Raw genomic sequence first — 24,806 nt, forward strand, 5'->3', positions numbered from 1 at the left:
GCTCAGTGGCGGTGCTTGCCCAACTCGGCGCTGGCGTCGCCGAGCCGCACCGTGATGTCGGTGTTGCCGGCGCCATCCAATTGCTCGCGGCCACGCAGCCGGTCCTGGATCTCGCGGGCTGCCCCGTTGATCCGCTCGATCTCGCCGCGGAACACGTCCGGGCGGGTCTCCTTGCTGGCGTAGTGGAAGTAGCTGAGCAGGCTGCGCAACAACTCCAGCTTCTGCTTCTCCCGCTTGGCCAGGTCGTGCGTCGTCATCAACTCGACGCGCCGCACCGGAGGCAGGTCACCCCAGTCCAGCGTCACCTTGTTCTCGTAGCGGACGCGCTTGCCACGCCCGAACCAGCCCTTCGGCTCGTCGGGCGTGTCGGAGTAGCTGACCGTCCCGGTGAACCGCGACTCGATGCCCTCACCGAGTTCGGCCCGGTCGATCGCCGAGTCCCACACCGTGCGCCACTCCTGGCTCGGTGCCAGCACCGTCAGTTCCTCGGGTAGCTGCAAGGCGACCACGTCGGCGTAGCCGTCGGAGGCCGTCTCATAGCGGGCCACCGTGGGGGGCTGGGCGAAGGCGAACCTGATGTCATAGGCGGCGGTCTTGCCGAAGTTGCGAACCACCAGCTCGATGACGTGCCAGTCCGCGGCGTGCGGCTCCATGAACATGGCAACGTGCGGGCGGGTCTGCTCGGCGGCTGCGCGGCGATTGCGCTGCAGCTGCCGGTTCAGATAGATCAGCGCCAGCACGGTGATCGCGATCGCCAGCCATGCGGCAAACGCCAGCCAGGTCTCCGCCCCCGCATGCGTGACGTCGTACCAGCGATCCTCGACTGATCCCATCGACTATCCCCTCAATCCCCTCATCCGCCCATCAGCATGCGCCACCGGTCCAGGCTTCCGGCGCTGAATACGTAGTTGGATCGCTTGACCTCGGAGAGTGCAGCGCTGGGGTCGGCCGAATACCAGTGGCCGGGAAACACCGTCGGGTCGCCCGGCAGGGCGGCCAGCTGTTGCAGGCTGCGGTACATCTCGTCGGAGTCGCCGCCCGGGAAATCGGTGCGACCGCAACCGTCCAAGAACAGTGTGTCGCCGGCGACCAGTCGGCCGTCCAGCAGAAAACATTGACTGCCCGGGGTGTGCCCGGGCGTGTGCAAGAGCTCGATCTCGATGTCGCCGATGCTGACCTTGTCGCCGTGTTCATGCGAGGTCAGGTCCGTCATCGCAATCCCTGTGATTCGCGAAACCCACTGTGCCTCATGGGTATTCACATGAACCGGAACGCTGACCCGCTCCAGCAGTTCGGCGAGGCCCTTCAGCTCGAATCCCATCATCGACCCGCCCACGTGATCGGGGTGGTGGTGGGTCACCAGCACGCCGGACAGCTGCATGCCGTCGGCCTCCACGGCGTCGAGCAGATCACCCGCGGCGTAGGCCGGGTCTACCACCACGGCGTCGCCGGTCTGCCGGTCGCCGATCAGGTACGCGAAATTGCGCATCTGGGCGGCCATCGGGTCCCCGACCGCGAAATCGCGTCCAGAGAGCAGCTGGCGGAAATACAGCCGGTCGGATTCGGGCACGCCCTCCACCCTAAAGCAGGCGATTGCAAGCGCGGCGGAGCCGGGCGCCGCAGGTCGCCGTCGTGGGTAAAGCAGGCGGGGACCCGGATCGCTCATTGCGGTTTGGTGACCTCGTGGGCGAGGTTGTAACCTTCTACAGGCTTACGGCGCCGCTAGTGGTCGCCGTGGGCGAGGCCCCCTTAGCTCAGTCGGTAGAGCGTTTCCATGGTAAGGAAAAGGTCAACGGTTCGATTCCGTTAGGGGGCTCGGTGGACGCCGGGCCTGACTGGCAGGTGGATTACCCGCGGCGATGTAGCTCAGTTGGTTAGAGCGAACGACTCATAATCGTTAGGTCGCCGGTTCAAGTCCGGCCATCGCTACAACGAGAACCAGTGCAACAACAGATGAAAGAGGGCAGCTGACGTGGCCTCCAGCACCGATGTGCGGCCGAAGATCACTTTGGCCTGTGAGGTGTGCAAACACCGCAACTACATCACCAAGAAGAACCGCCGTAACGACCCCGATCGGCTGGAGTTGAAGAAATTCTGCCCCAACTGCGGCAAGCACGAGTCGCACCGCGAATCCCGCTAGATACCGCGAACCGTGTCGTTGGCCGATCGCCTCGCCGGGGCGCACTATCGATACCCCGACTACTACGACGTGGAGCGGGAAAAGATCCGCGAATACGCTCGCGCCGTCAAGTCACTGGACCCGTCCAGCTTCGACCTGCGGTCGGCTGCCGGGCTCGGTTACGATGGTCTGCTGGCTCCGCTGACCTACATCTCGGTGTTCGGGCACATGGCGATTTCGGCTTTCTTCGAGCACGCCGGCGTCAAGGTCGATGACGCCCAGATCGTCCAGGTCGACCAGAAGATTGAGTTTTATCACCCGATCAAGGAAGGCGACCGGTTGTACTGTGATGTGTCGGTCGAATCGGTCCGCCGCGCACACGGCACCGACATCATCGTGACCAGGCAAGTGGTCAGCAACGACGTAGGTGACATTGTGCAGAGGACATACACCACGCTGGCGGGTCGCGCCGGCGAAGGAGACAAGGGTTTCACCGATGGCGCTGCGTGAGTTCAGTTCGGTCAAGGTCGGCGATCAGCTGCCGGAGCGGGTCATCTCGCTGAGTCGCCAGGATCTGGTGAACTACGCCGGCGTGTCCGGCGACCTGAACCCGATCCACTGGGACGACGAGATCGCCCAGCAGGTCGGCTTGGACACTGCGATCGCCCACGGCATGCTCACCATGGGCCTGGGCGGCAGCTACGTCACGGCCTGGGTGGGTGACCCGGGCGCGGTGACCGAATACAACGTCCGATTCACCGCCGTGGTGCCGGTGCCCAACGACGGCAAGGGCGCCGAGATCGTCTTCACCGGCCGGGTGAAGTCCGTCGACCCCGAGTCGAAGTCGGTGACGATCGCACTGGCCGCCACCACCGGAGGCAAGAAGATTTTCGGACGGGCGGTCGCCTCGGCGAAGCTCGCCTAGGGGACACAAGTCGATGGCGCTCAAAACTGACATCCGCGGGATGATCTGGCGATACCCCGAGCCGTTCGTGGTGGGCCGCGAGAAGGTCCGCGAATACGCCCGGGCCGTCAAGGCCGATGATCCCTCCTCCCACGACGAGGCCGCCGCGGCCGAACTGGGACATGACTCCCTGCTGGCACCGCTGACCTTCGTGGCGATCCTGGCGAAGCTGGTGCAGGCCGACTTCTTCCGCAATGTCGACACCGGCTACACCACCATGCAGATGGTCCAGGTCGACCAGGGGTTCACCTACCACAAGCCCATCAAAGCCGGCGACTGGCTCTACGCCCGGATGGAGATCTCGTCGGTCAACGAGCGGTTCGGCGCCGACATCGTGACGACCCGCAACATCTTGACCAACGCCGACGGCGACGTGGTGTTGGAGGCGTTCACCACGATGATGGGCCACGACGGCGACGATTCGGTGAACCTCCGGTGGGACGCCGAATCCGGTCAGGTCGTCCGAACAGCCTGATTAGTAACTGGCCGCAACGGCGAGGTACACTCGTACCTCGGGGTTTTCCCAGCACTAGCGCGCTTTCCGTGAATCCGGGGGGCGCGCGAATTGTGTGAGCCGGAGACGGTGCACAGGTGAAACCTCGGAACGCGCAGGTTGGTCTGCCAACCGCGAAGGGGCGTAGCTCAACTGGCAGAGCAGCGGTCTCCAAAACCGCAGGTTGCAGGTTCAAGTCCTGTCGCCCCTGCTGACGTGCCATGGTGGACACTGGACACTGGACGCTGCCAGGCGCGGTGCGGAAATACGTAAGCGAGAAGAACGAAGGAGCATGCGGTGACCGACGAGCTCGACCGTCCCGACGCCGCAGCCGACGGCGACAGCGAGGCCGACTCCACCAGCCGTCACGGTCGCACGGCCGTGGCGAGCAGGCAGGTCGGCGACCCGCTGCGGCCCACCGGCAAGCGCTCCCGGCGCCGCGGTGGCGCCGATGACGTCGAGGAGCTCGAGTCCACCGCGACGGAGCTGGGTGGCGACGACACCGGCACCAAGAAGGCCAAGAAGGCGAAAAAGAAGTCGGACGGGCCGTCGCGCAATCCGTTCCTCTTCGTCTTCAACTATCTCAAGCAGGTCGTCGGCGAACTTCGCAAGGTGATCTGGCCGAACCGCAAGCAGATGGTCACCTACACCGCGGTGGTGCTGGCGTTCCTGGTCTTCATGGTGACCTTGGTCGCCGGAGCTGACTACGGATTCGCCCGGCTGGTGCTGCTGGTGTTCGGCGAGTGAAGTTATAGGAAGGACTGACAACCGTGACTACCTTCGACGGCGATACGCCTGCGGGCGAGCCGGTCGACGTGGCGGAGACCACCGAGGCGCCTACCGAGGCCTCGGCCGAGGGGACCGCTGAGGCTGCTGAAGCCGCTGAGACCCCGGAGATCGCCGAGGCGGCTGAGGCTGATCCTGCCGAGCCCGCCGAGCCTGCCGAGGAGGAGCTCGACCCCGCGGTGGCCCTGAAGGCGGAGCTGCGCAGCAAGCCGGGCGACTGGTACGTCATCCACTCCTACGCCGGCTACGAGAACAAGGTCAAGGCCAACCTCGAGACCCGCGTGCAGAACCTCGACGTCGGCGACTACATCTTCCAGGTGGAAGTGCCCACCGAAGAGGTCACCGAGATCAAGAACGGCCAGCGCAAGCAGGTCAACCGCAAGGTGCTGCCGGGCTACATCCTGGTGCGGATGGACCTGACCGACGACTCCTGGTCCGCGGTGCGCAACACCCCGGGCGTCACCGGATTCGTCGGCGCCACCTCGCGGCCGACCTCGCTGCCGCTGGACGACGTGGTCAAGTTCCTGCTGCCGCAGGGCGCGGCCAAGAAGCAGGGCAAGGGTGCGGCGAGCACCGCCGCGGCAGCCGCCGCAGGCGGCCTCGAGCGGCCGATCATCGAGGTCGACTACGAGGTCGGCGAGTCGGTCACCGTCATGGACGGCCCGTTCGCCACGCTGCCGGCCTCGATCAGCGAGGTCAACGCCGAACAGCAGAAGCTCAAGGTGCTGGTGTCCATCTTCGGCCGCGAGACACCTGTGGAACTGACCTTTACCCAGGTCTCCAAGATTTAGTACGTAGGAAAGGAACACCCCCTCATGGCCCCGAAGAAGAAGGTTGCCGGGCTGATCAAGCTTCAGATCGAAGCCGGTCAGGCCAACCCCGCGCCGCCGGTCGGACCCGCGCTCGGTCAGCACGGTGTCAACATCATGGAGTTCTGCAAGGCGTACAACGCCGCGACGGAGAACCAGCGCGGCAACGTCGTCCCGGTGGAGATCACCGTCTACGAGGACCGCAGCTTCACCTTCGCGCTCAAGACCCCGCCCGCGGCACGGCTGCTGCTCAAGGCCGCCGGTATCGCCAAGGGTTCGGCCGAGCCGCACAAGACCAAGGTCGCCAAGGTGAGCTGGGACCAGGTCCGCGAGATCGCCGAGACCAAGAAGGCCGACCTCAACGCCAACGACATCGAGGCCGGGGCCAAGATCATCGCCGGCACCGCCCGGTCGATGGGTATCACCGTAGAGTGATCCCGTCCCTCGGCGAATAGACCGAGCAGGACCGAGCGGGGCGAGGAACGAGCCCCAGCGAGGGAATGCGAGGGAGCATTCGACGAGAAACAAACCCGTGGGAGGGCCAGCTTCGGCCCGTGAACCACAACCAACCACGAGATTGGATAACCGATGAGCAAGAACAGCAAGGCATACCGCGCCGCCGACGCGTTGGTGGACCGCGACAACCTCTACACCCCGCTGCAGGCCGCCAAGCTGGCCAAGGAGACGTCGTCGGCCAAGCAGGACGCCACCGTCGAGGTGGCCATCCGGCTCGGCGTGGACCCGCGTAAGGCCGACCAGATGGTCCGCGGCACCGTGAACCTGCCGCACGGCACCGGCAAGACCGCTCGGGTTGCAGTGTTCGCAGTCGGCGAGAAGGCCGATGCTGCCGTCGCCGCCGGGGCTGATGTTGTCGGCAGCGACGACCTCATTGAGCGGATACAAGGTGGTTTTCTAGACTTCGACGCCGCGATCGCCACCCCGGACCAGATGGCCAAGGTCGGCCGCATCGCCCGCGTGCTGGGCCCGCGTGGCCTGATGCCCAACCCCAAGACCGGCACTGTCACCCCCGACGTCGCCAAGGCCGTCGCCGACATCAAGGGCGGCAAGATCAACTTCCGGGTGGACAAGCAGTCCAACCTGCACTTCGTCATCGGCAAGGCCTCCTTCGACGAGTCCAAGCTGGCGGAGAACTACGGCGCCGCCTTCGACGAGGTGCTGCGGCTCAAGCCGTCGTCGTCCAAGGGCCGCTACGTCAAGAAGGTCACCATCTCGACGACGACCGGCCCCGGCATTCCGGTGGACCCGGCCGTCACCCGCAACTTCGCGGCCGAGTAGGAGCTACGGAAAAGCCCCCGCACGCTCGCGCGTGGCGGGGGCTTTTCGCTGTGCTCGTGGGCGTCAGGCGGCTTGCTTGACGTAGCTGACCAGGCTGACGTCCAGGGCCTCGTCGGCGAAGTAGTGCTCGCAGCCGCGCAGGTACTTCATGTAGCGCTCGTAGACCACTTCGGACTGGATCGCGACGGCCTCGTCGTGATTGGCTTCCAGCGCGTCGCCCCAGATCCTGAGGGTCTTGATGTAGTGCGGCCGCAGTGAAATCGCCTCGGGCACAGTGAAGCCGGCCTTCTCGCCGTGCGCCACCATCATCTCGGTGGTGGGCAGGCGCCCACCCGGGAAGATCTCGGTGAGGATGAACTTGATGAACCGCGCCGTCTCGAACGTCAGCTTCTTGCCGCGGGCATTCAGGTCATAGGGGTGGAAGCTGACGCTGCTCTGGATGGCCATCCGGCCGTCGGCCGGCATGATCTCGAAGCAGCCCTTGAAGAAGTCGTCGTAGTTCTCGAAGCCGAAGTGCTCGAACGCCTCGATCGAGACGATCCGGTCCACCGGCTCGTGGAACTCTTCCCAACCCTGCAGCAGGACCCGACGGGTCCGCTGGGTGTCGATCTGGTCGAGCAGGTTCTGGGAGTAGGCGTGCTGGTTCGTCGACAGGGTCAGGCCGATCACGTTGACGTCGTACTTCTCGACGGCACGCTTCATGGTCGCGCCCCAGCCGCAACCGATGTCGAGCAGCGTCATGCCGGGCCGCAGGTCCAGCTTGTCCAGGTTCAGGTCGAGCTTGGCGATCTGCGCCTCCGCCAGGGAGATGTCCGGCGGCTCGAAGTAGGCGCAGCTGTAGGTGCGGCTCGGGTCCTGAAACAGCGCGAAGAAGTCATCGGATAGGTCGTAGTGGGCCTGGATGTTCTCGAACTTTGGCCGCATTCCCGCGGTGTGCGTCGTTTTCTCCACCATCGGTGCCTGACTGCCTTCCTGATGAAACTCGATATGACCGGAACGCCGTGTCCTGACGTGTCGCCTGCGGGTGCCGGTCAACTGTTGCAGCATACCGGGCCGGTAGCCGCTACTCGGTCAAGCTGGACCGGGTTGCCGTCAATGTAGCCAAGCGGGAATCGCTTCGCACATCGAGTCGACAGGCGGGCGGCGACTCGGACTAGCTGATGTGGCTGAGCCGGCCCTGCGCTACTTCTGCAGGGTGTACTGGTGGACGCTGTTGTAGCCCTCGCGGAACAGCTTGACGCAGCCGTTGAGGTACTTGTCGAAACGGTCGTAGGCCTCCTGGCCCTGCACTTCGATGGCCCGGTCCTTGTTGGCTGCCAACATCGCCGCCCAGTCCTCGAGGGTGCGCGCGTAGTGCGGGCCGATCTCGTCATCCCGGGTGACGGTGAAGCCGGCCTCCGCGGCGAACTTGCGGGGCAGCCACGCCGAAGGCACCTGCCCGCCGGGGAAGATCTCCTTCATGATGAACAGCGTGAACTTGGCCAGATCCATCGTCAGCGGCAAGCCCTTGGCCAGCGCATCCTCCGACCCGGCGATCGCGGTGATGGTGTGCAGCAGCATCCGCCCGTCGGCCGGCAACGCGCCGTAGGTGATCCTGAAGAAATCCGTCCAGCGGTCGCGGCCGAAGTGCTCGAACGCACCGATCGACACGATCCGGTCCACCTTGTCGGTGAACTCCTCCCAGCCCTGCAGCCGCACATCGAAGTTGCGGTTGGTGTCGACCTTGGACAGCTTCTCGATCGCATACTGGCGCTGTTCGCCACTCAGAGTGAGCCCGATGACGTTGACGTCGAACTTCTCCATCGCGTGTTGCATGCAGGCCCCCCAGCCGCAACCGATGTCGAGCAGGGTCATTCCGGGCTGCAGGCCCAGCTTGCCCAGCGCCAGGTCGAACTTGGCGATCTGCGCCTCGTCGCAGGTGGTGTCCTTGTCCGGGTAGAACCCGCAGGTGTAGCCCATGGTGGGACCTAGAAACAGCTCGTAGAACTCGTTCGAGATGTCGTAGATCGACTGTAGTTCCTCGTACTTTGGTTCCAGTTTGGACATTCCTGCTTTACTCGCGATCTGGTAAGGGGGGAGTGCAAGGCCAACACAGACTACCGGTTGCCGGCAGTGCGCCGCCCCTCCCTACCGGCTCACGGCAAACGTGGCAGTCAATTCACCGATGACCTGATCCCACAGCTCCTCGGGCAGGTCATGTCCCATGCCCTCGATCAGTACCAGCCGGGCACGGTCGATGGCGTCGGCAACCGCCCGTCCGCCCGCCGGGCGCATCAGCTTGTCGGCCAGACCGTGGATGACCACCGTCGGCGCGGTGATCAGCTGGTCGTAGGCGGCCAGGCTGCCGCTGGCCAGGATGGCGCCGAACTGCCGGGCGATGCCCCACGGGTAGTAGCTGCGTTCGTAGGCCTCGGTGACGTTGGCCCGCAGCTGCTCCTCCGGTGTCGGGTAGCCGGGGCTGCCGATGATCCGGCTGGCCCGCACCGCGTTGTTGATGATCACCTCGCGGGGCGAGTCCGGCGGTGGCCCCGACAGCAGTGCCAGCAGCGCCCGCGGCGCCGGCGGTGGCAGGAACCGCCGGTTGTTGCTGGAGAAGATCACCGCCAGCGACTGGGTCCGGGCCGCGAACCGGGCCGCGAAGACCTGCGCGATCATCCCGCCCATCGAGGCGCCGACCACATGCGCCCGGTCGACGCCCAAGTGGTCCAGCAAAGCCGCGGCGTCGTCGGCCATGTCCTCCAGGGTGTACACCGCCGAGCTGGGCTTGCCCAGCCAGAACCGGGCCATCCGGGGCACCAGTGCGCCGCGGGCGTGCTTGCGGCCCAGCTTGCTGGACAAGCCGACATCGCGGTTGTCATAGCGGATCACCCGCAGGCCTTGGGCCACCAGCCTCTCGCAGAACCCGGTGCGCCACAGTAGAAGTTGAGCACCCAGGCCCATCACCAGCAGCACCGGCGGGTCCTCGGCGTTTCCCATGTCCTCGTAGAAGATGTCCAGGTCTCCAGAGCGGGCGGTACCGCTGCGCACCTCCACTGCTAAACCTCCGGTGAGTCTTTGTGTTCGCGGCTGACGTCGACCATGAAGTTGGCGAAGTAACCGGTCAGCTGTGGGTCCGTCATCATCTGCCAGCGGGGCGCCAGCAGCTTCATGTAGCGCTCCACGTAGAGGAACTGCTTGCCGATCAGCACCAGCTCGCGCGGCAACTTGACATCGTAGGCATCGGCGAGCGCACCGAGCTGCTTGCCGATCTCGGCATAGGACATGTCGCCCAACGACTTCATCGTCAACGGGGCGGCGAACGCCTCCAGATCCTTGGCGGCCTGGCCTTCCGGTTTCATCGTCCCGACCGCGCCCATCAGCACCACGATCTTGCCGGCCGCGGCGTGGTCCTTCTTGACCAGCAGCGCGTACACCAGCTCACGCAGCAGCCAGCGGGTGCGCGGGTCGATACGGCCCATGATCCCGAAGTCCAGGAACACCACCCGGCCCTCGTCGTCGACCAGCAGGTTGCCGGCGTGCAGGTCGCCGTGGAACAGGCCGTGCCGCAGCCCGCCCTCGAAGGTGGAGAACAGCAGTGCCTTGACCAACTCCACGCCGTCGAAGCCGGCTTTGCGGATGGCGGGGGCGTCGTCGATGCGCAGGCCCGCCACCCGTTCCATGGTCAGCACCCGCTCGCTGGTGAAGTCCCAGTGCACGTCGGGCACCTTGATGTTCTTGCCGAGCGGTGAGGCGTGCAGGTGCGACACCCAGGTCTGCATCGACTGCGCTTCGATGCGGAAGTCCAGCTCCTCGGCGAGGTTGTCGGAGAAATCGGCGACGACGTCCTGGGCGGACAATCGTCGGCCCAGCTTGGCCAGTTCGACCAGCTGCGCGAACCGTTTGAGGATCTGCAGGTCGGCGGCGACCCGGCGGCGGATGCCCGGGCGCTGGATTTTGACGACGACGTCCTCGCCGCTGTGCAGGGTGGCGAAGTGGACCTGGGCGATGGACGCCGATGCGATCGGGGTCTCGTCGAAGCTCGCGAACAGCTCCTGCGGCTCGGCGCCCAGTTCCTCGACGAACAGTTCGTGCACCGCGTCCGGGTCGGCCGGCGGCACCGAGTCCAGCAGGCCTCGGAACTCCCGCGACAACGGCTCGCCGAACGCGCCGGGGCTCGAGGCGATGATCTGGCCGAACTTGACGTAAGTGGGACCCAGGTCGACGAATGTCTGCGGCAGCTCCCGGATCACCTTTTGCTGGATCGGTCCCGGCCCGAGCAGCCGGGTGAAGACCCGGGTGACGGCACGGGTGAGCTGCCAGCCTGTCGCACCGATACGGGCGGCCTCGACCGGCAATGGCACCCGGTCCAGTTGGACCACCTGGCGAGGTGGGGTCGAACTCATTGCTGCAGTCTGCCAAATCAGCGAAGGAAGTTCTCCGCCAGCGCACCGCCCTAGGCTTTGGCGCCCGGTCGCCAGGGGGTCAGCCACGCGGTCGGTGCCCAACCCTCGACCCCGGCGATCAGTTCGTACATGGTGGCGTCGTCGATGCTCTCGCGGATGATGTCGGCGTGCCCGGCATGCCGAGCGAGCTCGTTGATCAGGTGATGGAACACCCAGCGCACCGTCCACGCGTCGACGTCGGTTGGGAACCACGGTGCATCGCGCGGTACCGGCACCGCGGCGTCGAGGTCGGCGCACTCCAACAGGCGTAGCGTTTCGGCGTTTTGGGTTGCGAACGCCTCCAGCGCCCCGGCCAGGGTTTCGTCCTGGCGCAGCACGTACTGGTCCTGATACTCGCGTTCCCTCTCCTCGCGCGGCCGGCTGTCCGCGGGCGGGGCGGCCGGTGCGGTGGCGACGCGGGACATCCAGGCGTGCTGCATCCCGGTGGCGTGTTTGATCAACGCGCCGATCGACAGGGCGCTGGCTGTCGGGGTGGCGCGAGCCTGCTCGTCGGTCAGGCCGTAGGCCACCGCGAAATAGGCACCCTGGTGGTAGGTGACGAATTCGCGCAGTGCGTGGCGTTCATCGGTCACCGGTGGGGCAAGTCCGGGCATGGTCTAGTCCTTTCGATCGGGTCGGTGCGCGTACAGATCGCGCAGGCATGCGATTTCGGCTCCGTGATGGATGGCTTCACGGTTGATGTGCAAGACCAGCTCCGCCATGGTGTGGTCGGCCCACGGCCCCTCCGCCGCTCCGATGGGCCGGCCCAAGGCGGCGTCATCGAGGCCACGAACCCCGGCGATCCAGCCCGCATACGCGTCGTCGAGTTGGCGCAGTGCGGTGGCGGCGTCGCGTGCGTATGGCCAGCTCTGGTAATCGGCCGGCGGCCCGCCGAAGTGGTGATGGTTGCGCATGGCGAACACGCCGACGGTGACGTGCACCATTCGCCAGGCGATGGTGGTGAACGGCGCGGGTTCGGGTGCCGGGAACGCGAAGTCGATGCCGCCGCGGTGCACGGTCCAGCAGCCCGGCACCGGCTCCCACAGGTACTCGTCGTCGGTGAGGCCGTCCAGCCGTGGGCGCAGCTGGTTTTGCCAGTGCCAGTCGAGTTGCTCGGCCAGTAACTCGCTCGTGACGGGCATGAACCGAGCCTGCCAGTCCTATCTGACATTTCCCACGCGTGCCGGTCGCGGCCGGTCGCCGAAAGGCTCCGCGGCATCGGGTCGGCTCCGTAGGTTGAACGCATGCAGGTCATCTCCGCCGAATCGACCGAGAAGTTCGTCGGGCCGTCCGATGCACCCGTGCAACTGGTCCGGATCGCCTACCGCAGCGCCGCCGCGCGCACAGCGGTCCGGGTGGACGGGGACGGCCTGGCCGGGGAGGCCGTCGCCGAGCCGGGAAGCGGCGTTGTCGAGGTGCCGGTGAGAGTCGAACACCCGGTGCCCGGCGAGCAGCGGGCCGCCCGGGTCGGCGGCACCGAGTTCACGTTCACCGTGGCCGATCCCGGCTGGACGATGTTCATGGTCGGCCACTTCCACTACGACCCGGTGTGGTGGAACACCCAGGCCAACTACACCAGCGTGTGGACCGAGAGCCCGCTCGGCGCGTGCCGGCAGACCAACGGTTTCAACCTGGTGCGCGGCCACCTGGACTGGGCCCGGGACAACCCCGAGTACAAGTTCGTGATGGCCGAGATCGACTACCTCAAGCCGTACTGGGACACCCATCCGGCCGATCGCGCCGAACTGCGGGCGCTGCTGGCCCAAGGCCGGGTCGAGGTGATGGGCGGCACCTACAACGAGCCGTCGACCAACCTCACCGACGCCGAGACCACGATCCGCAATCTGGTGGCCGGGATGGGCTTTCAGCGCGACATCATGGGCGCCGCACCGGCGACGGCCTGGCAGCTCGATGTGTTCGGCCACGATCCGCAGTTCCCCGGGCTGGTCGCCGACGCCGGCCTGTCCTCCAGCGCCTGGGCGCGCGGGCCGTTTCACCAGTGGGGCCCGATGGCCGATCGGGGCGATCCGCGCCGGATGCAGTTCCCCAGCGAGTTCGAATGGATCGCGCCGTCTGGGCGCGGCCTGCTGACCCATTACATGCCGGCGCATTATGCGGCCGGTTGGTGGATGGATTCGTGTGCGACCTTGGCCGCCGCCGAGGACGACGTCTATCGGTTGTTCACCGAGATGAAGAAGGTCGCCGCCACCCGCAACGTGCTGCTGCCGGTGGGTACCGACTTCACGCCGCCGAATCGCTGGATCACCGAGATCCACCGGGCCTGGAACGCCCGCTACACCTGGCCGAAGTTCGTCTGCGCCCTGCCGAGTGAGTTCTTCGCCGCGGTGCGCGCCGAATTCGAGCAACGCGGCGAAGACCCGTCGCCGCAGACCCGGGACATGAACCCGATCTACACCGGCTGCCACGTCTCCTATATCGACACCAAGCAGGCCAACCGGGCCGCCGAGCAGGCGGTCCTGGCTGCGGAGCGCTTTGCGGTGTTCGCCGCGATGCTGACCGGGGCGGACTACCCGGAGGCGGCACTGGCCAAGGCCTGGGCGCAACTGTCCTACGGCGCCCACCATGACGCCATCACCGGGTCGGAGGCCGACCAGGTGTACCTGGACCTGCTGACCGGCTGGCGCGACGCCTGGCAGCTGTGCACCGACACCCGCGACAACGCACTGGCGGTGCTGTCGGGCTTGGTCGGAAGCCACGACGGTGGCGAAAGCACAGTGGTGTGGAACCCGGTGGCCGCCGACCGCACCGACATCGTCACGGTGCACCTGGACACACCGCTGCCGGCCGGGGTACGCGTGGTTGCCCCTGACGGCACCGAATGTCCGACCCACGTCGAGCATGGCGGCAGCACCGTCAGCTGGCTGGCTCACGTGCCGTCGCTGGGCTGGCGGGCCTACCGGCTGATTCCCGCTGCGGACGCGCAGGGCTGGCAGCCGATCCCCGGAACCCGGATCACCAACGAGCACCACCAGCTGACCGCCGACCCGGACCGCGGCGGCGGCATCTCGTCGTGGCGGCACAGCGGGCGGGAAATGATCGTTGAGGGCGGGCTGGGCAACCAGCTCGCCGTCTACGACGAATACCCCAAACATCCCCAATCCGGTGAGGGCCCTTGGCATCTGGTGCCCAGCGGCAACCTGTTCACCTCGGCGGTCGCCACCGACGTCACCGTGCAGGCCTACCGCGGGCCGCTGGGAGAGCGACTGGTGGCCTCCGGGCGGATCCGCAACGTGCTGGCCTACACCCAGACCCTGACCCTGTGGCATGGCGTGGATCGGGTGGATTGCTCCACCACCGTCGAGGAGTTCACCGGCGCCGATCATCTGTTGCGACTGCGATGGCCCTGCCCGGTGCCCGGTGCCATGCCGGTCGCCGAGGTGGCCGACGCCGTCATCGGCCGCGGTTTCGGCCTGCTGCACGAGCCGAGTGGGCGCTCGGTGGACACCGCGCAGTTCCCGTGGACCCTCGATACCCCCGCCAACCGTTGGTTCGGTCTGTCTGCGACGGCCCGGATCAGCGTCGGCGACGGCAGCCGGGCGGTGTCGGTGGCCGAAATAGTCACCGCTGGCTCGCCGTCGCGGGAGTTGATGGTCGCGCTGGTGCGTGCCGGGGTCACCGCCACCTGCTCGGACGCCGACGGGCCCCGCTACGGCAACCTCGACGTCGACTCCAACCTGCCCGACACCCGCATCGCGCTGGGTGGGCCGGACCGCAACGCCTTCACCCGGGCGGTGCTGGCCGCCGCCGATCCGGCCTACACCGACGAGCTGCATCGCCAGCTCGAGCGGCACGGCCGGGCCCGGGTGTGGGTGCCGGCCCAGAAACCCCTCGCCGAGGTCTGGGTTTCCGGGGCGGACCTCACCGGCCCCCGCGACCTGCCGGTGCTGGTGATCGCCGGCCGCGATGACGACAATCTGGTGGCCGAGATCGCCCGGGTGGTCGACGACCTGGCCGACGCCGAGATCGCGGTGGACCAGGACGTCTGTGCGGAGATGGAGCCCTTCGAGGCGCGCACCGTCGCCCTGATCAACCGCGGCGTGCCCAGTTTCGCCGTGGACTCCGCGGGCACGTTGCACACCGCCCTGCTGCGATCGTGCACCAGCTGGCCGTCGGCGGCCTGGGAAGACGGCCCGCGCCGTACGGCCCCTGACGGCAGCGCATATCAACTGCAGCACTGGACGCACACGTTCGACTACGCACTGGTGACCGGCGACGGCGATTGGCGCCAGGCGGCGATTCCGGCGCGCAGCGCGGAGTTCGCCGACCCGCTGCGGGCCGTTCCGGTCGCCGGCAGCTCCGGTCCGCTGCCAGTGAGTGGCTCGCTGTTGCGCGTCGAACCGGCCGACGCGGTGGGCCTGGGCGCGCTCAAGGCGGCCGGCAACCCGATCGCCCGGGGTAGCGCGCAGCCCGTCGACCCGAACACCATCACGCTGCGGTTGGTCGAGACCCACGGGGGCGACGCCGCTGTCACGCTGCGCAGCGACCTGGGTCCGGTGACCGTGTTGGGCCGGGCGGATCTGCTGGAACAGCCCCGCGAACATCCGGACCCGGACCGGCTGCACGGCTACGAGATCGCCACCGTCACCGCGCGCCTCGATAGTGAAAACCTGGGCACCGGCCGTCCCTTGGCACCCGAATCCGAGGCAGCCCAACCGCTCTACGCCCGCTACTGGCTGCACAACCGTGGTCCGGCGCCACTGGGCGGTCTGCCGGTGACCCCGGCGGTGCATCCGCACCGGGTCGACGCGGATCCGGGCGCACTGCCGAAACTGGAGCTGACCGTGGCCAGTGACTGCATCGATGCGGCCCTGTCCGGTGCGGTGACGTGGCAGTGTCCGCCGCGCTGGGTGGTCACACCGACCGAACAACCGGTGCGGCTGGCGGCCGGGGACCACATGCGGGTCCCGGTGGCGGTGACGGTTCCGGACGACGCCGCCCCGGGGCTCTATCCGCTGCGCGCTCGACTCGGCCTGTCCGGTGACGTGCCGCGGGCCTGGCTCCAGCAGGTCGAAGATGTGGCGGTGATCCGCGTCGGCGATACGGGTCCCGACCGGTTGCTGTACGTGGACGACCCGCCCGAGATCGATGTCACTGCCGGCCGCTCTGCTCGGCTGACGGTCACGGTCGGCACCGACGCCTATGCCGACCTGGCGGTCGAGGCGCACTTGATCAGCCCCTGGGGTACCTGGGAATGGGCCGGCCCGCCGGCGCTGGGTGCGGTGGTGCCGGCCGGTGGCCAGGTGCCGATCAGCTTCGACATCGCCCCGCCCGTCTGGGCTAGGCCGGGCACCTGGTGGGCGCTGGTCCGGGTCGGTGGGGCGGGTGTGCTGGCCTATTCGACCGCGGTGCGACTGGCGGTGCGGGCGCCCGTCACGGTGGATGTCGACTGATGGCCGCGGTCCTGGCGCTGGACGTCGGCGGCACCAAGATCGCCGTCGGCCTGGCCGATCCCGACGGGTCCCTGATCTACACCGCCACCCTGCCCACCCGCGCGGACCAGGGCACCGAGGTGGTGTGGGCGGTGGTTGCCGAGCTGATCGAGAACGCCCTGGAACGGGCCGGTGGGCGGGTGGACGCCGTCGGCATCGGCTCGGCCGGACCCATCGATGTCAACGCCGGAACGGTCAGCCCGGTCAACATCGCGGGCTGGCGTGGGTTCGCGCTGCGTGACCGGGTGGCCGCCGCGGTGCCCGGGGTACCGGTCCGGTTGGGCGGCGACGGCGTCTGCATGGCGCTGGGCGAACATCGGCACGGCGCCGGGCGCGGCACCCGCTCCATGCTGGGCATGGTGGTCTCGACCGGGGTGGGCGGTGGACTGGTGCTCGACGGCGCACCGGTGCATGGCCGAACCGGCAACGCGGGCCACGTCGGGCATGTCGTCGTCGATCCCAATGGGGAGCGGTGCCGCTGCGGTGGCCGCGGCTGCGTGGAGACCATCGCCTCCGGCCCGGCGATGGTGCGCTGGGCGCTGGCCAACCGATGGGCACCGGAAGCTCCCGTGGCAGATGCCAAGGCGCTCGCCGCGGCTGCCGACGCTGGTGACCCGGTGGCGCTGCGGGCTTTTCGGCGCGGCACCGACGCGCTGGCGGTGATGATCACCTCGGTGGCCGCGGTGTGCGACCTGAATCTGGTGGTGATCGGCGGGGGAGTCGCCCGCTCCGGTGCCTTGTTGTTCGACCCGCTGCGGGCCGCGCTGGCGCAGCGTGCCGGGTTGGACTTCCTGGTCGGCCTGCAGGTGGTGCCTGCCGAACTCGGCGGCGACGCCGGGCTGGTGGGGGCGGCTGTGCTGGCCACCCTGTCTGACTCTGCTTAGGTGGCCTGCGTCATCGCGTGGCTGGGCAGGGAGCAGATCGCGTCCAGGCCGAAGACCCTGTTCAATCGGCCGAAGGCCAGCCAGGCGCCCAGGGACATCGTCAGTTCCACTGCCTCACGCTGGTCGTAGTGGCCCTTGAAGCGGGTCCAGAACTCGTCGTCCAAGCCGTGATGGTCGAGGACGTAGCGTTCCGCGTACTCCGCGGCCAGGCGTGCTCTGTCGTCCAGGCGGTCTGTGGTGCGCCACTGTTCTACTGCTTCGGCGAACTCTTCTTCCACCTTGACGCCGTCGCGTTCCGTTCTCCAGTCCTGGCAGAACAGGCAGCCGTTCAACTGGGCTATGCGCAGTCGCGCGGCCTCGAACTCGCGCAGTCCCAGCGTCGAGTGGGCGTAGACGGCCAGGGAGAAGTTCGCCGCTGCCGGGCCGATCCCGGGGACCAAGGTGCCCCAGACGTACTCGATGGCGTCCTGGCCCTCGGGGATGTCGATGTTCACTTCGTGCCTCCGAAGGTTCGGCCGGGGATCCAGCGCAGCGGGACGTCGAGGGCGTCGTACAGGCCGGGACCGGCGGCGACGAGCCAGTCGAGGGCGCCGACGATGCGGCCGACCGCGGTGGCGTTGCCGCCCTCGGAGCGGTTGCCGTTCTCGGTGGCTTCGACGGTCACCTCTACCCGGGGGCTTCCTTCGATGATGACGCGGTGGGCGCCGTCGTCGCCGTCAGGTGGCTGCGGCCAGTCGGGCGCGCAGGAGGGGTCGATACGGGTGACGTGTTCGATGACGATGCGGGCCTCGCCGTCGACGATGCCCTGGACCTCGAACCGCACGGCGCCCTGGGTGCCCGCCTCGAAGTCGCCCATCGCGGCGGTCGTCACGGTGCTGTCGAGGGTGCGGCGTTCGACGTGCTCGCGGATGTCGTCCAGTTCGATGCCCAGCGCCCGGGCGATCAGCCGGACCTGACCGCCCCACACCATCGACGGGACGGTCGCCATCAGCATCGGCGGGTCGTACTCAAGCGGGTGCCCCATGCCGACGAGGTGGCGGACGGAGTCCGGCTGGTCGTAGGTCGTGTAGTCGAAGATCTCCTGGCAGCGGATCCCGTCGACACGGGTAGCGAGCCCGCTGACGAGCAGCGGCAGGATGTCGTTGCCCCAACCGGGGTCGATGCCGGACACGAACAACGATCCGCCGCCGTCGGCGATGGCCTTCTCAACGGGTTCGCGTATTTCGGGCGGGGCGCTCCGGTGGTCGTACAGGGCATAGAGGGACGGTGTGACTACGGCGGCGCCGGCGCGGATCGCGCGGCAGACGTCGGCGAGGGCGTCGTCGGGGCGGATGTCGCCGGAGGCGGCGTAGACGACGGCGCGGGGACCTGCGGCGAGGGCGGCTTCGACGTCATCGGTGGCGGCGACGCCGAGCGAGCGGCCGAGCCCGCCGAGGTCGCCCGCATCGCGGCCGACCTTGGCCGGGTCGTGGACGATGACGTGCGCGAGTTCGAGTGCCGGGTGGGCGTCGACGGCGCGGATGGCCAGCCGTCCGACGTTCCCGGTGCCCCAGACGAGGGTGGGGATGGTGTCGCTCATCACAGGAGCCTAGCAAGCGATTGGTTGGCCACCTGGAGCCCTGAGTCAACGCGAAAGGTGCGTACGCCCCCAGTCGCAGAGCGCTTCCAGCACCGGGGCGAGCGTCATGCCGTAGTCGGAGATCGAATAGTGCACACACGGCGGCACCGTCCCGGCGTCGTGGCGATCGATGATGCCGTCGTCAACCAGCTCGTGCAGGTGGCGGATGAGCATCCGCTCGGTGATGCCGGCAATGCTGCGCCGCAACTCGGCGGTGCGCATCGGCCCATCGGTGAGCCGCCACAGGATGGTGCCCTTCCAGCGGCCGTCGACCACCGACAGCGCGGCGTCGATCGGGCAGTCGCTGACCTCTTTCTTCGATACCGCCACCAGGCCTCCTTATGCTGACTAAAATGTCAGTACCTTGTTTTTTGTCAGCATAGCCCGCATAGTCGACTCGTGAAAGAAATTGTCGAGATTCTGGCGCTGCTGGTGCTCGGGACCCTGGCGGGCTCGGAGTTCGCGGTGGCCGCGTTCTTCAACCCGCTTATCGGGCGCTTGCCCGACGAGGCGTTCCGCGCCGTCCGCAGCGACGGCAGCCGGCTGCTGGGCCGGGTGATGCCGTTCTGGTACCTGGCGTCGTTCGCGCTGCTGGTGGGAGTCGGCGCAGTCGGTGGTCCGTGGTGGCTGATCGGTACCGGTGCGGGCCTGATGGCGATCGTCGTGCTGCTGTCGGTGGGGGTGTTGGTGCCGATCAACAACCGGATCGGCGACTGGGGCGACGCCGACGAGGTGTCTCGGGGGCTCGCCGCGCGGTGGGATCGGCTGCACTGGGTGCGGGTGGCGCTGTTGGCGGCGGTCTTCGTGCTGTTGGCGATCGGCGTGGTCAGCGCCTGAGGTTCTAAGGCGGCGACGGCCGTTTTGGCTGATCGACATCCCTCGCGCTATGGTGTGTCCCGATCCACCGAAGACCGTCGGTCACCGAGCAATCGGTTGAAGGTCCGGGAACATCCCGGCGGCCCACGCAGGAGGACGAGGCACCGGCCCAGCCGGCACGTAATTGTGACGCCCCGACCGCTTCCTGCGTCGGGGCGTTCGTCGTTTTTCAGGTGGATCACCTGGAGACTTACAGCGACCCCGAGGAGGTATGCATGGCGCGGGCTGACAAGACCGCCGCCGTCGCGGACATCGTCGAGCAGTTCAACGACTCGACCGCCACCGTGATCACCGAGTACCGCGGTCTGACGGTTGCGAACCTGGCGGAGCTGCGGCGCTCCCTCGCCGGCTCGGCTACCTACGCGGTGGCGAAGAACACGCTGGTCAAGCGGGCCGCTTCGGAGGCCGGTATCGAGGGTCTCGACGAGATGTTCGCCGGCCCGACGGCGATCGCGTTCGTCCAGGGCGAGGCGGTCGACGCCGCCAAGGCCATCAAGAAGTTCGCCAAGGACCACAAAGCGCTGGTCATCAAGGGCGGCTACATGGACGGTCACGCGCTGACCGTGGCCGAGGTGGAGCGCATCGCCGACCTGGAGTCGCGCGAGGTGCTGCTGGCGAAGATGGCCGGCGCCATGAAGGGCAACCTGTCCAAGGCCGCCGGCCTGTTCGCGGCCCCGGCTTCGCAGATGGCCCGCCTGGCAGCGGCGCTGCAGGAGAAGAAGCCCGCCGCCGAGACCCCGGCGGTGGCCGACGCCCCGGCCGAGACCGAAGCCCCGGCCGAGACCGAAGCTCCGGCGGAGACCGCCGAGGCTCCGGCCGAAGCCACTGAATAACCAGGCACAACCCCAACCCCCGACTTCCTAACCGGAATCAGAAAGGACCGAAATCATGGCCAAAATTTCCACCGAAGAGCTGCTGGACGTCTTCAAAGAGATGACCCTGCTGGAGCTCTCGGACTTCGTGAAGCAGTTCGAGGAGACCTTCGACGTCACCGCTGCGGCTCCGGTCGCGGTTGCCGCCGCTGGTGCTGCCCCGGCCGCCGCTGAGGCCGCCGAGGAGCAGTCCGAGTTCGACGTCATCCTCGAGGCTGCCGGCGACAAGAAGATCGGCGTGATCAAGGTGGTCCGCGAGGTCGTGTCCGGCCTGGGCCTCAAGGAGGCCAAGGATCTGGTCGACGGCGCTCCCAAGCCGCTGCTGGAGAAGGTCGCCAAGGAGGCTGCCGAGGAGGCCAAGGCCAAGCTCGAGGCCGCCGGCGCCACCGTCACCGTCAAGTAGTTTCAGTTCAGCCCAAGCCCCCGGACGCCGCGAGCGTCCGGGGGCTTTCGGCTATTCAGAGCCGGTCGCTCACCGCGGCCAGCGATTGCGCCACCCGCTCGGGCGTGTCGCCCAGCGCCACCAACAGGGCGGTTGTCATGGGGCCCAGCACCGGCCCCACTGCCATCGCCGGGTCGTTCACGTCGCCGAAGAAACCGGCCAGCTCCAACATGACGAACCCGTGCATCACCGTCCAGAACCGCGCCGCGGTTGCCACCACGGCCGCGTCGGTGGACTCGGTTTCGGCGGTGTTGTCCCGGACCACGGTGATCCGGCCGGCCTGCATCGATCGCTGCACGCCGCGTACCAGATGCGCGAAACTGGGGATGTGGACGTCGATCTGGGCCAGGCTCAGCGTGAGCATGTTGTGAGCCGGCGCGTTGATGCCGTGCGCGCTAGTGCTGCCGAACATCAGCCGATACAGGTGCGGCCGTTCGATCGCGAAGCCGCGGTAGGCGATCCCGGTGGTCAGCAGGTCGGCCACCGGATCGTCGGTCTCCGGGACGCTCAGCGCCGCGTCGAACTGGCGCAGGCCTTCGTCGGTGACCGCCGTGATCAGCTGCGGCATTCCGCCGAAGTGGGTATAGACCGCCATCGTCGAGGTGCCGGCCGCGGCGGCGACCTTGCGGGTCTGCAGCGCGTCGGGTCCGTGCTCGTCGAGCAGTCCGACCGCGGCGTGCAGCAGGTCGTCGCGGACGGTGCGTTCGGGCTGCGACGTCACGGTTGCCATCGTTTCACAGGCCGCGTACGGTATCCATAACGTTGAAATAACATTGTTATAGGAGTCTCCATGACGATCAAGACCACCGGGCAGCCCGCACAGGCGGCGAATCCGTACCTGGAAGGCGTCATGGGGCCGGTGCCCACCGAGGTGACGGCCACCGAACTGCGGGTGACCGGGCAGATCCCGGACTATCTCGACGGGCGCTACCTGCGTAACGGGCCCAATCCGGTCTCCGAGGTGGATCCGGCCACCTACCACTGGTTCACCGGCGACCCGATGGTGCACGGCGTGGCGCTGGGCGACGGCCAGGCGCGCTGGTACCGCAACCGCTGGGTGCGCACCCCGGCGGTCTGTGCCGCGCTGGGCGAACCCCTGCCGGCCCGGATCGACGTCCGTGCCGGGATGCAATCCGTCGGCCCCAACACCAACGTGCTCGGCCACGCCGGCAAGACGCTGGCGCTGGTCGAAGGCGGTGTCGCCAACTACGAACTCACCGAGGACCTCGACACGGTAGGCACCTGCGACTTCGACGGCACCCTGGCCGGCGGGTACACCGCGCACCCGCACCGTGACCCGGCCACCGGCGAATTGCACGCGGTCTCGTACTCGTTCGCCCGGGGCAACACCGTGCAGTACTCGGTGATCGACAACACCGGGCGGGCGCGGCGCACCGTGGACATCGAGGTGACCGGGTCGCCGATGATGCACGACTTCTCGCTGACCGAGAAGTACGTGGTGGTCTACGACCTGCCGGTCACCTTCGACTCGGCTCAGGTACTGCCGGTGAGCATGCCGCGCTGGCTCAAAGCGTCCGCCCGGCTGGTGCTGAGCAGCCTGGTCGGCAAGGTCCGGGTGCCGAGCCCGGTCACCGCGATCGTCAACCGCGACAGCCGGCCGCCGGGCGGACTGCCCTATGCGTGGAATCCCGACTACCCGGCGCGCATCGGAGTGATGCCGCGGGAGGGTGAGCCCACGGTGCGGTGGTTCGACGTCGAACCGTGCTACGTCTTCCACCCGCTCAACGCCTACTCCGACGTCTCGCCGGCTGGGCAGGAACTGCTGATTCTCGACGTGGTGCGCTACGCGAAGGTCTTCGACGTCGACCGGCGCGGGCCGGGTGACGCCCCGCCGACGCTGGACCGCTGGACGATCAACCTGGACACCGGCGCGGTTAGCACCGAGGCCCGCGACGACCGGCCGCAGGAGTTTCCCCGGATCAACGAGACGCTGCTGGGTGGCAAGCACCGCTTCGGCTACACGGTCGGGATCAACGGGGGCTTCATCGGCGACACCCAGGCGGAGCTCTCGACGTCGCTGTACAAACACGACTACGCGACCGGCTCGAGCATCACGGCGCCCCTCGACCCGCAATTGGTGCTCGGCGAGATGTCGTTCGTCCCGCGCCCCGGCGGACGCGACGAGGACGACGGCATCCTGATGGGGATGGGCCACCATCGCGGCGCTGACGAGGGCCAACTGCTGATCCTGGACGCCGCGACCTGTGAGTCGGTGGCCACCGTGCATCTGCCGCAACGGGTGCCGATGGGCTTCCACGGCAATTGGACGCCGGTCGACTGAGGCGGACCGCCGTTGCGGGTCGCACCTGTGCGCTACAGTGGCCCAAGCCACAGGGGCAAACGTGGCACGACGAGACGTTGCGGAAGGACCTCACTAATGGGTGTCGCCATCGAGGTAAACGGGCTTACCAAGTCCTTTGGATCGGCCCGGATCTGGGAAGACGTCTCCATGACTATTCCCGAGGGGGAAGTCAGCGTGCTGCTGGGCCCCTCCGGTACCGGCAAGTCGGTGTTCCTCAAGTCGCTGATCGGCCTGTTGCGGCCCGAGCGCGGCTCGATCGTCATCGACGGCACCGACATCCTCGAGTGTTCGGCCAAGGAGCTCTACGAGATCCGCACGCTGTTCGGGGTGCTGTTCCAGGACGGCGCGCTGTTCGGGTCGATGAACATCTACGACAACACGGCCTTCCCGTTGCGTGAGCACACCAAGAAGTCGGAGAGCCAAATCCGTGACATCGTCATGGAGAAGCTCGAGATGGTCGGTATGCCCAACGACGGCTACAAGTTCCCCGGTGAGATCTCCGGTGGTATGCGCAAGCGTGCCGGCCTAGCCCGCGCCCTGGTGCTGGACCCGCAGATCATCCTGTGTGACGAGCCGGACTCCGGTCTGGACCCGGTCCGCACGGCGTACCTGAGCCAGCTGCTGATCGACATCAACGCCCAGATCGACGCCACCATCTTGATCGTGACGCACAACATCAACATCGCCCGCACCGTGCCGGACAACATCGGCATGCTGTTCCGCAAGCAGTTGGTTATGTTCGGGCCCCGTGAGGTGTTGTTGACCTCTGATGAGCCGGTGGTGCGCCAGTTCCTCAACGGTCGGCGTATCGGCCCGATCGGCATGTCCGAGGAGAAGGACCAGGCGACCGCCGCGGCCGAGGAGGCCATGATGGCTGCCGGTCAGAGCGACGGTGGTGTCGAAGAGGTCGAAGGCGTGCCGCCTCAGCTCAGTGCGACCCCCGGCCTGCCGGAGCGCAAGGGTGTGGGTCGGCGTCAGGCCCGGGTGCGCGAGATCCTGCACACCCTGCCGGCAGGCGCCCAGGCGGCCATCCGCGACGATCTCGAGGGCACCCACAGGTACGCGGTGCACGAATTCCCGGAATCCGACGAAGCCCCCACCGCGTCGCTCCCGACCACTCCTGGCTGAATCCCCGCCGGGCCGCGCCGTGTCAGCTCTTGACGGACGGACCTAAACGGTCCAATCTGGTCCCAGAGTTTGTGCGGGGCTCCGGCGGAGGCTAGTCGGCACCGATAGGGCCCCGGGACACGGCAGTTGAGGTTTGCGTGAGCCTGCGCTATTGTTGGACGTTGCGCTGGCTTCCTCCTGCCCACCCTTACCCGCACCCAGCCCCGCAGTCCTAGCCCTGAGTCGCGTTCGTTGGCTCATTAAGGCTTATGACCTCGTGGTTTGGTTGTGCGTGAGATCGGACAGAGCGTTCGCCAGCCGAACCAACGGTCGATATTCGCAGCGA

Annotated in this window: 27 protein-coding genes and 3 tRNA genes; 18 read left to right on the forward strand and 12 right to left on the reverse strand. The window is 67.5% G+C overall.

Annotation, left to right across the window (positions count from 1 at the left end; translation table 11 throughout):
- Window positions 1-2 precede the first annotated feature (2 nt).
- Both ACZYY4_RS22450 and ACZYY4_RS22455 read right to left on the reverse strand, forming a co-directional pair.
- Window positions 3-833, reverse strand: coding sequence for a hypothetical protein (locus ACZYY4_RS22450; protein ID WP_463812265.1), 831 nt, complete (start codon window positions 831-833; stop codon window positions 3-5).
- 20 nt (window positions 834-853) lie between these two features.
- Window positions 854-1,570, reverse strand: a complete 717-nt coding sequence (locus ACZYY4_RS22455; RefSeq protein WP_463812266.1) for an MBL fold metallo-hydrolase — start codon at window positions 1,568-1,570, stop codon at window positions 854-856.
- Between the two features lie 173 nt (window positions 1,571-1,743).
- Here ACZYY4_RS22455 and ACZYY4_RS22460 point away from each other — a divergent pair.
- From ACZYY4_RS22460 to rplA, 11 genes are all read left to right on the forward strand, one after another.
- Window positions 1,744-1,816: transfer RNA gene (locus ACZYY4_RS22460), tRNA-Thr, on the forward strand.
- Between the two features lie 39 nt (window positions 1,817-1,855).
- Window positions 1,856-1,929: transfer RNA gene (locus ACZYY4_RS22465), tRNA-Met, on the forward strand.
- Between the two features lie 43 nt (window positions 1,930-1,972).
- Window positions 1,973-2,140 carry a 50S ribosomal protein L33 gene (rpmG, locus tag ACZYY4_RS22470; RefSeq protein ID WP_024440978.1) on the forward strand — a complete coding sequence of 56 codons (168 nt, stop codon included), beginning with the start codon at window positions 1,973-1,975 and terminating at the stop codon, window positions 2,138-2,140.
- A gap of 12 nt (window positions 2,141-2,152) precedes the next feature.
- The gene (gene hadA / locus ACZYY4_RS22475) at window positions 2,153-2,629 is read left to right on the forward strand and encodes a (3R)-hydroxyacyl-ACP dehydratase subunit HadA (protein WP_463812267.1); all 477 of its coding nucleotides are present in this window, start codon (window positions 2,153-2,155) and stop codon (window positions 2,627-2,629) included.
- Complete coding sequence (hadB, locus tag ACZYY4_RS22480; RefSeq protein WP_463812268.1) at window positions 2,616-3,044, forward strand: (3R)-hydroxyacyl-ACP dehydratase subunit HadB; 429 nt, start codon at window positions 2,616-2,618, stop codon at window positions 3,042-3,044. The genes hadA and hadB overlap by 14 nt, the downstream gene beginning before the upstream one ends.
- 13 nt (window positions 3,045-3,057) lie before the next feature.
- The gene (gene hadC / locus ACZYY4_RS22485) at window positions 3,058-3,558 is read left to right on the forward strand and encodes a (3R)-hydroxyacyl-ACP dehydratase subunit HadC (RefSeq protein ID WP_463812269.1); all 501 of its coding nucleotides are present in this window, start codon (window positions 3,058-3,060) and stop codon (window positions 3,556-3,558) included.
- Between the two features lie 156 nt (window positions 3,559-3,714).
- Window positions 3,715-3,787 (forward strand) — tRNA-Trp (locus ACZYY4_RS22490).
- A gap of 86 nt (window positions 3,788-3,873) precedes the next feature.
- Complete coding sequence (gene secE / locus ACZYY4_RS22495) at window positions 3,874-4,323, forward strand: preprotein translocase subunit SecE (protein WP_463812270.1); 450 nt, start codon at window positions 3,874-3,876, stop codon at window positions 4,321-4,323.
- 23 nt (window positions 4,324-4,346) lie between these two features.
- Window positions 4,347-5,153 carry a transcription termination/antitermination protein NusG gene (gene nusG / locus ACZYY4_RS22500; protein WP_463812271.1) on the forward strand — a complete coding sequence of 269 codons (807 nt, stop codon included), beginning with the start codon at window positions 4,347-4,349 and terminating at the stop codon, window positions 5,151-5,153.
- Window positions 5,154-5,177: 24 nt separating this feature from the next.
- Entirely contained in the window at window positions 5,178-5,606 is a 429-nt protein-coding gene (gene rplK / locus ACZYY4_RS22505; protein ID WP_064855581.1) for a 50S ribosomal protein L11, read from the forward strand.
- 153 nt (window positions 5,607-5,759) lie between these two features.
- Window positions 5,760-6,467 (forward strand): 50S ribosomal protein L1, encoded by a 708-nt coding sequence (gene rplA, locus ACZYY4_RS22510; RefSeq protein WP_463812272.1) that lies wholly within the window; start codon window positions 5,760-5,762, stop codon window positions 6,465-6,467.
- Between the two features lie 63 nt (window positions 6,468-6,530).
- Here rplA and ACZYY4_RS22515 read toward each other — a convergent pair whose 3' ends face one another.
- The 6 genes from ACZYY4_RS22515 to ACZYY4_RS22540 form a co-directional block, all read right to left on the reverse strand.
- Window positions 6,531-7,421 (reverse strand): cyclopropane mycolic acid synthase family methyltransferase, encoded by an 891-nt coding sequence (locus ACZYY4_RS22515; protein ID WP_463812273.1) that lies wholly within the window; start codon window positions 7,419-7,421, stop codon window positions 6,531-6,533.
- A 228-nt stretch (window positions 7,422-7,649) separates the two neighbouring features.
- Window positions 7,650-8,513 carry a cyclopropane mycolic acid synthase family methyltransferase gene (locus ACZYY4_RS22520; RefSeq protein WP_463812274.1) on the reverse strand — a complete coding sequence of 288 codons (864 nt, stop codon included), beginning with the start codon at window positions 8,511-8,513 and terminating at the stop codon, window positions 7,650-7,652.
- An 81-nt stretch (window positions 8,514-8,594) separates the two neighbouring features.
- Window positions 8,595-9,500, reverse strand: coding sequence for an alpha/beta fold hydrolase (locus tag ACZYY4_RS22525; protein ID WP_463812275.1), 906 nt, complete (start codon window positions 9,498-9,500; stop codon window positions 8,595-8,597).
- Between the two features lie 2 nt (window positions 9,501-9,502).
- On the reverse strand, window positions 9,503-10,849 hold the full coding sequence (locus ACZYY4_RS22530) for an ABC1 kinase family protein (protein WP_463812276.1): 1,347 nt from the start codon (window positions 10,847-10,849) through the stop codon (window positions 9,503-9,505).
- A gap of 50 nt (window positions 10,850-10,899) precedes the next feature.
- A complete protein-coding gene (locus ACZYY4_RS22535; RefSeq protein ID WP_463812277.1) occupies window positions 10,900-11,502 on the reverse strand; it encodes a DinB family protein in 603 nt (200 codons plus the stop codon).
- 3 nt (window positions 11,503-11,505) lie between these two features.
- Window positions 11,506-12,030 (reverse strand): DinB family protein, encoded by a 525-nt coding sequence (locus ACZYY4_RS22540; RefSeq protein ID WP_463812278.1) that lies wholly within the window; start codon window positions 12,028-12,030, stop codon window positions 11,506-11,508.
- Window positions 12,031-12,132: 102 nt separating this feature from the next.
- Between ACZYY4_RS22540 and ACZYY4_RS22545 the strand changes: the two genes are divergently transcribed.
- Together ACZYY4_RS22545 and ACZYY4_RS22550 are read left to right on the forward strand one after the other, a co-directional pair.
- Entirely contained in the window at window positions 12,133-16,299 is a 4,167-nt protein-coding gene (locus ACZYY4_RS22545) for a glycoside hydrolase family 38 N-terminal domain-containing protein (RefSeq protein WP_463812279.1), read from the forward strand.
- Window positions 16,299-17,222: an ROK family protein gene (locus ACZYY4_RS22550; RefSeq protein ID WP_463812280.1), complete on the forward strand. Its 924-nt coding sequence runs from the start codon at window positions 16,299-16,301 to the stop codon at window positions 17,220-17,222. The genes ACZYY4_RS22545 and ACZYY4_RS22550 overlap by 1 nt, the downstream gene beginning before the upstream one ends.
- On the opposite strand, the gene ACZYY4_RS22555 is transcribed toward ACZYY4_RS22550, so the two are convergent.
- The 3 genes from ACZYY4_RS22555 to ACZYY4_RS22565 are packed head-to-tail and all read right to left on the reverse strand — an operon-like array spanning window position 17,219 to window position 19,170.
- On the reverse strand, window positions 17,219-17,716 hold the full coding sequence (locus tag ACZYY4_RS22555; RefSeq protein ID WP_463812281.1) for a carboxymuconolactone decarboxylase family protein: 498 nt from the start codon (window positions 17,714-17,716) through the stop codon (window positions 17,219-17,221). The two genes, ACZYY4_RS22550 and ACZYY4_RS22555, sit on opposite strands and share 4 nt — an antisense overlap.
- Window positions 17,713-18,801, reverse strand: coding sequence for an NAD(P)H-dependent amine dehydrogenase family protein (locus tag ACZYY4_RS22560; RefSeq protein ID WP_463812282.1), 1,089 nt, complete (start codon window positions 18,799-18,801; stop codon window positions 17,713-17,715). Before ACZYY4_RS22560 ends, ACZYY4_RS22555 begins: the two co-directional genes overlap by 4 nt.
- A gap of 45 nt (window positions 18,802-18,846) precedes the next feature.
- Entirely contained in the window at window positions 18,847-19,170 is a 324-nt protein-coding gene (locus ACZYY4_RS22565; protein WP_463812283.1) for a winged helix-turn-helix transcriptional regulator, read from the reverse strand.
- 69 nt (window positions 19,171-19,239) lie between these two features.
- Here ACZYY4_RS22565 and ACZYY4_RS22570 point away from each other — a divergent pair, with 69 nt between their 5' ends.
- From ACZYY4_RS22570 to rplL, 3 genes are all read left to right on the forward strand, one after another.
- Window positions 19,240-19,677, forward strand: a complete 438-nt coding sequence (locus ACZYY4_RS22570) for an anthrone oxygenase family protein (RefSeq protein ID WP_463812284.1) — start codon at window positions 19,240-19,242, stop codon at window positions 19,675-19,677.
- Window positions 19,678-19,931: 254 nt separating this feature from the next.
- The gene (gene rplJ, locus ACZYY4_RS22575; RefSeq protein ID WP_463812285.1) at window positions 19,932-20,549 is read left to right on the forward strand and encodes a 50S ribosomal protein L10; all 618 of its coding nucleotides are present in this window, start codon (window positions 19,932-19,934) and stop codon (window positions 20,547-20,549) included.
- A gap of 55 nt (window positions 20,550-20,604) precedes the next feature.
- Window positions 20,605-20,991, forward strand: coding sequence for a 50S ribosomal protein L7/L12 (rplL, locus tag ACZYY4_RS22580; protein ID WP_463812286.1), 387 nt, complete (start codon window positions 20,605-20,607; stop codon window positions 20,989-20,991).
- Window positions 20,992-21,046: 55 nt separating this feature from the next.
- Here the strand turns inward: rplL and ACZYY4_RS22585 are convergent, their stop codons facing one another.
- Window positions 21,047-21,751: a TetR/AcrR family transcriptional regulator gene (locus tag ACZYY4_RS22585; protein WP_463812287.1), complete on the reverse strand. Its 705-nt coding sequence runs from the start codon at window positions 21,749-21,751 to the stop codon at window positions 21,047-21,049.
- Window positions 21,752-21,820: 69 nt separating this feature from the next.
- Between ACZYY4_RS22585 and ACZYY4_RS22590 the strand changes: the two genes are divergently transcribed.
- Both ACZYY4_RS22590 and ACZYY4_RS22595 read left to right on the forward strand, forming a co-directional pair.
- Window positions 21,821-23,332, forward strand: a complete 1,512-nt coding sequence (locus ACZYY4_RS22590) for a carotenoid oxygenase family protein (protein WP_463812288.1) — start codon at window positions 21,821-21,823, stop codon at window positions 23,330-23,332.
- Window positions 23,333-23,428: 96 nt separating this feature from the next.
- Window positions 23,429-24,481, forward strand: coding sequence for an ABC transporter ATP-binding protein (locus tag ACZYY4_RS22595; RefSeq protein ID WP_463812289.1), 1,053 nt, complete (start codon window positions 23,429-23,431; stop codon window positions 24,479-24,481).
- Window positions 24,482-24,806 lie beyond the last annotated feature (325 nt).

The organism is Mycobacterium sp. IDUB_21 (assembly GCF_055419425.1).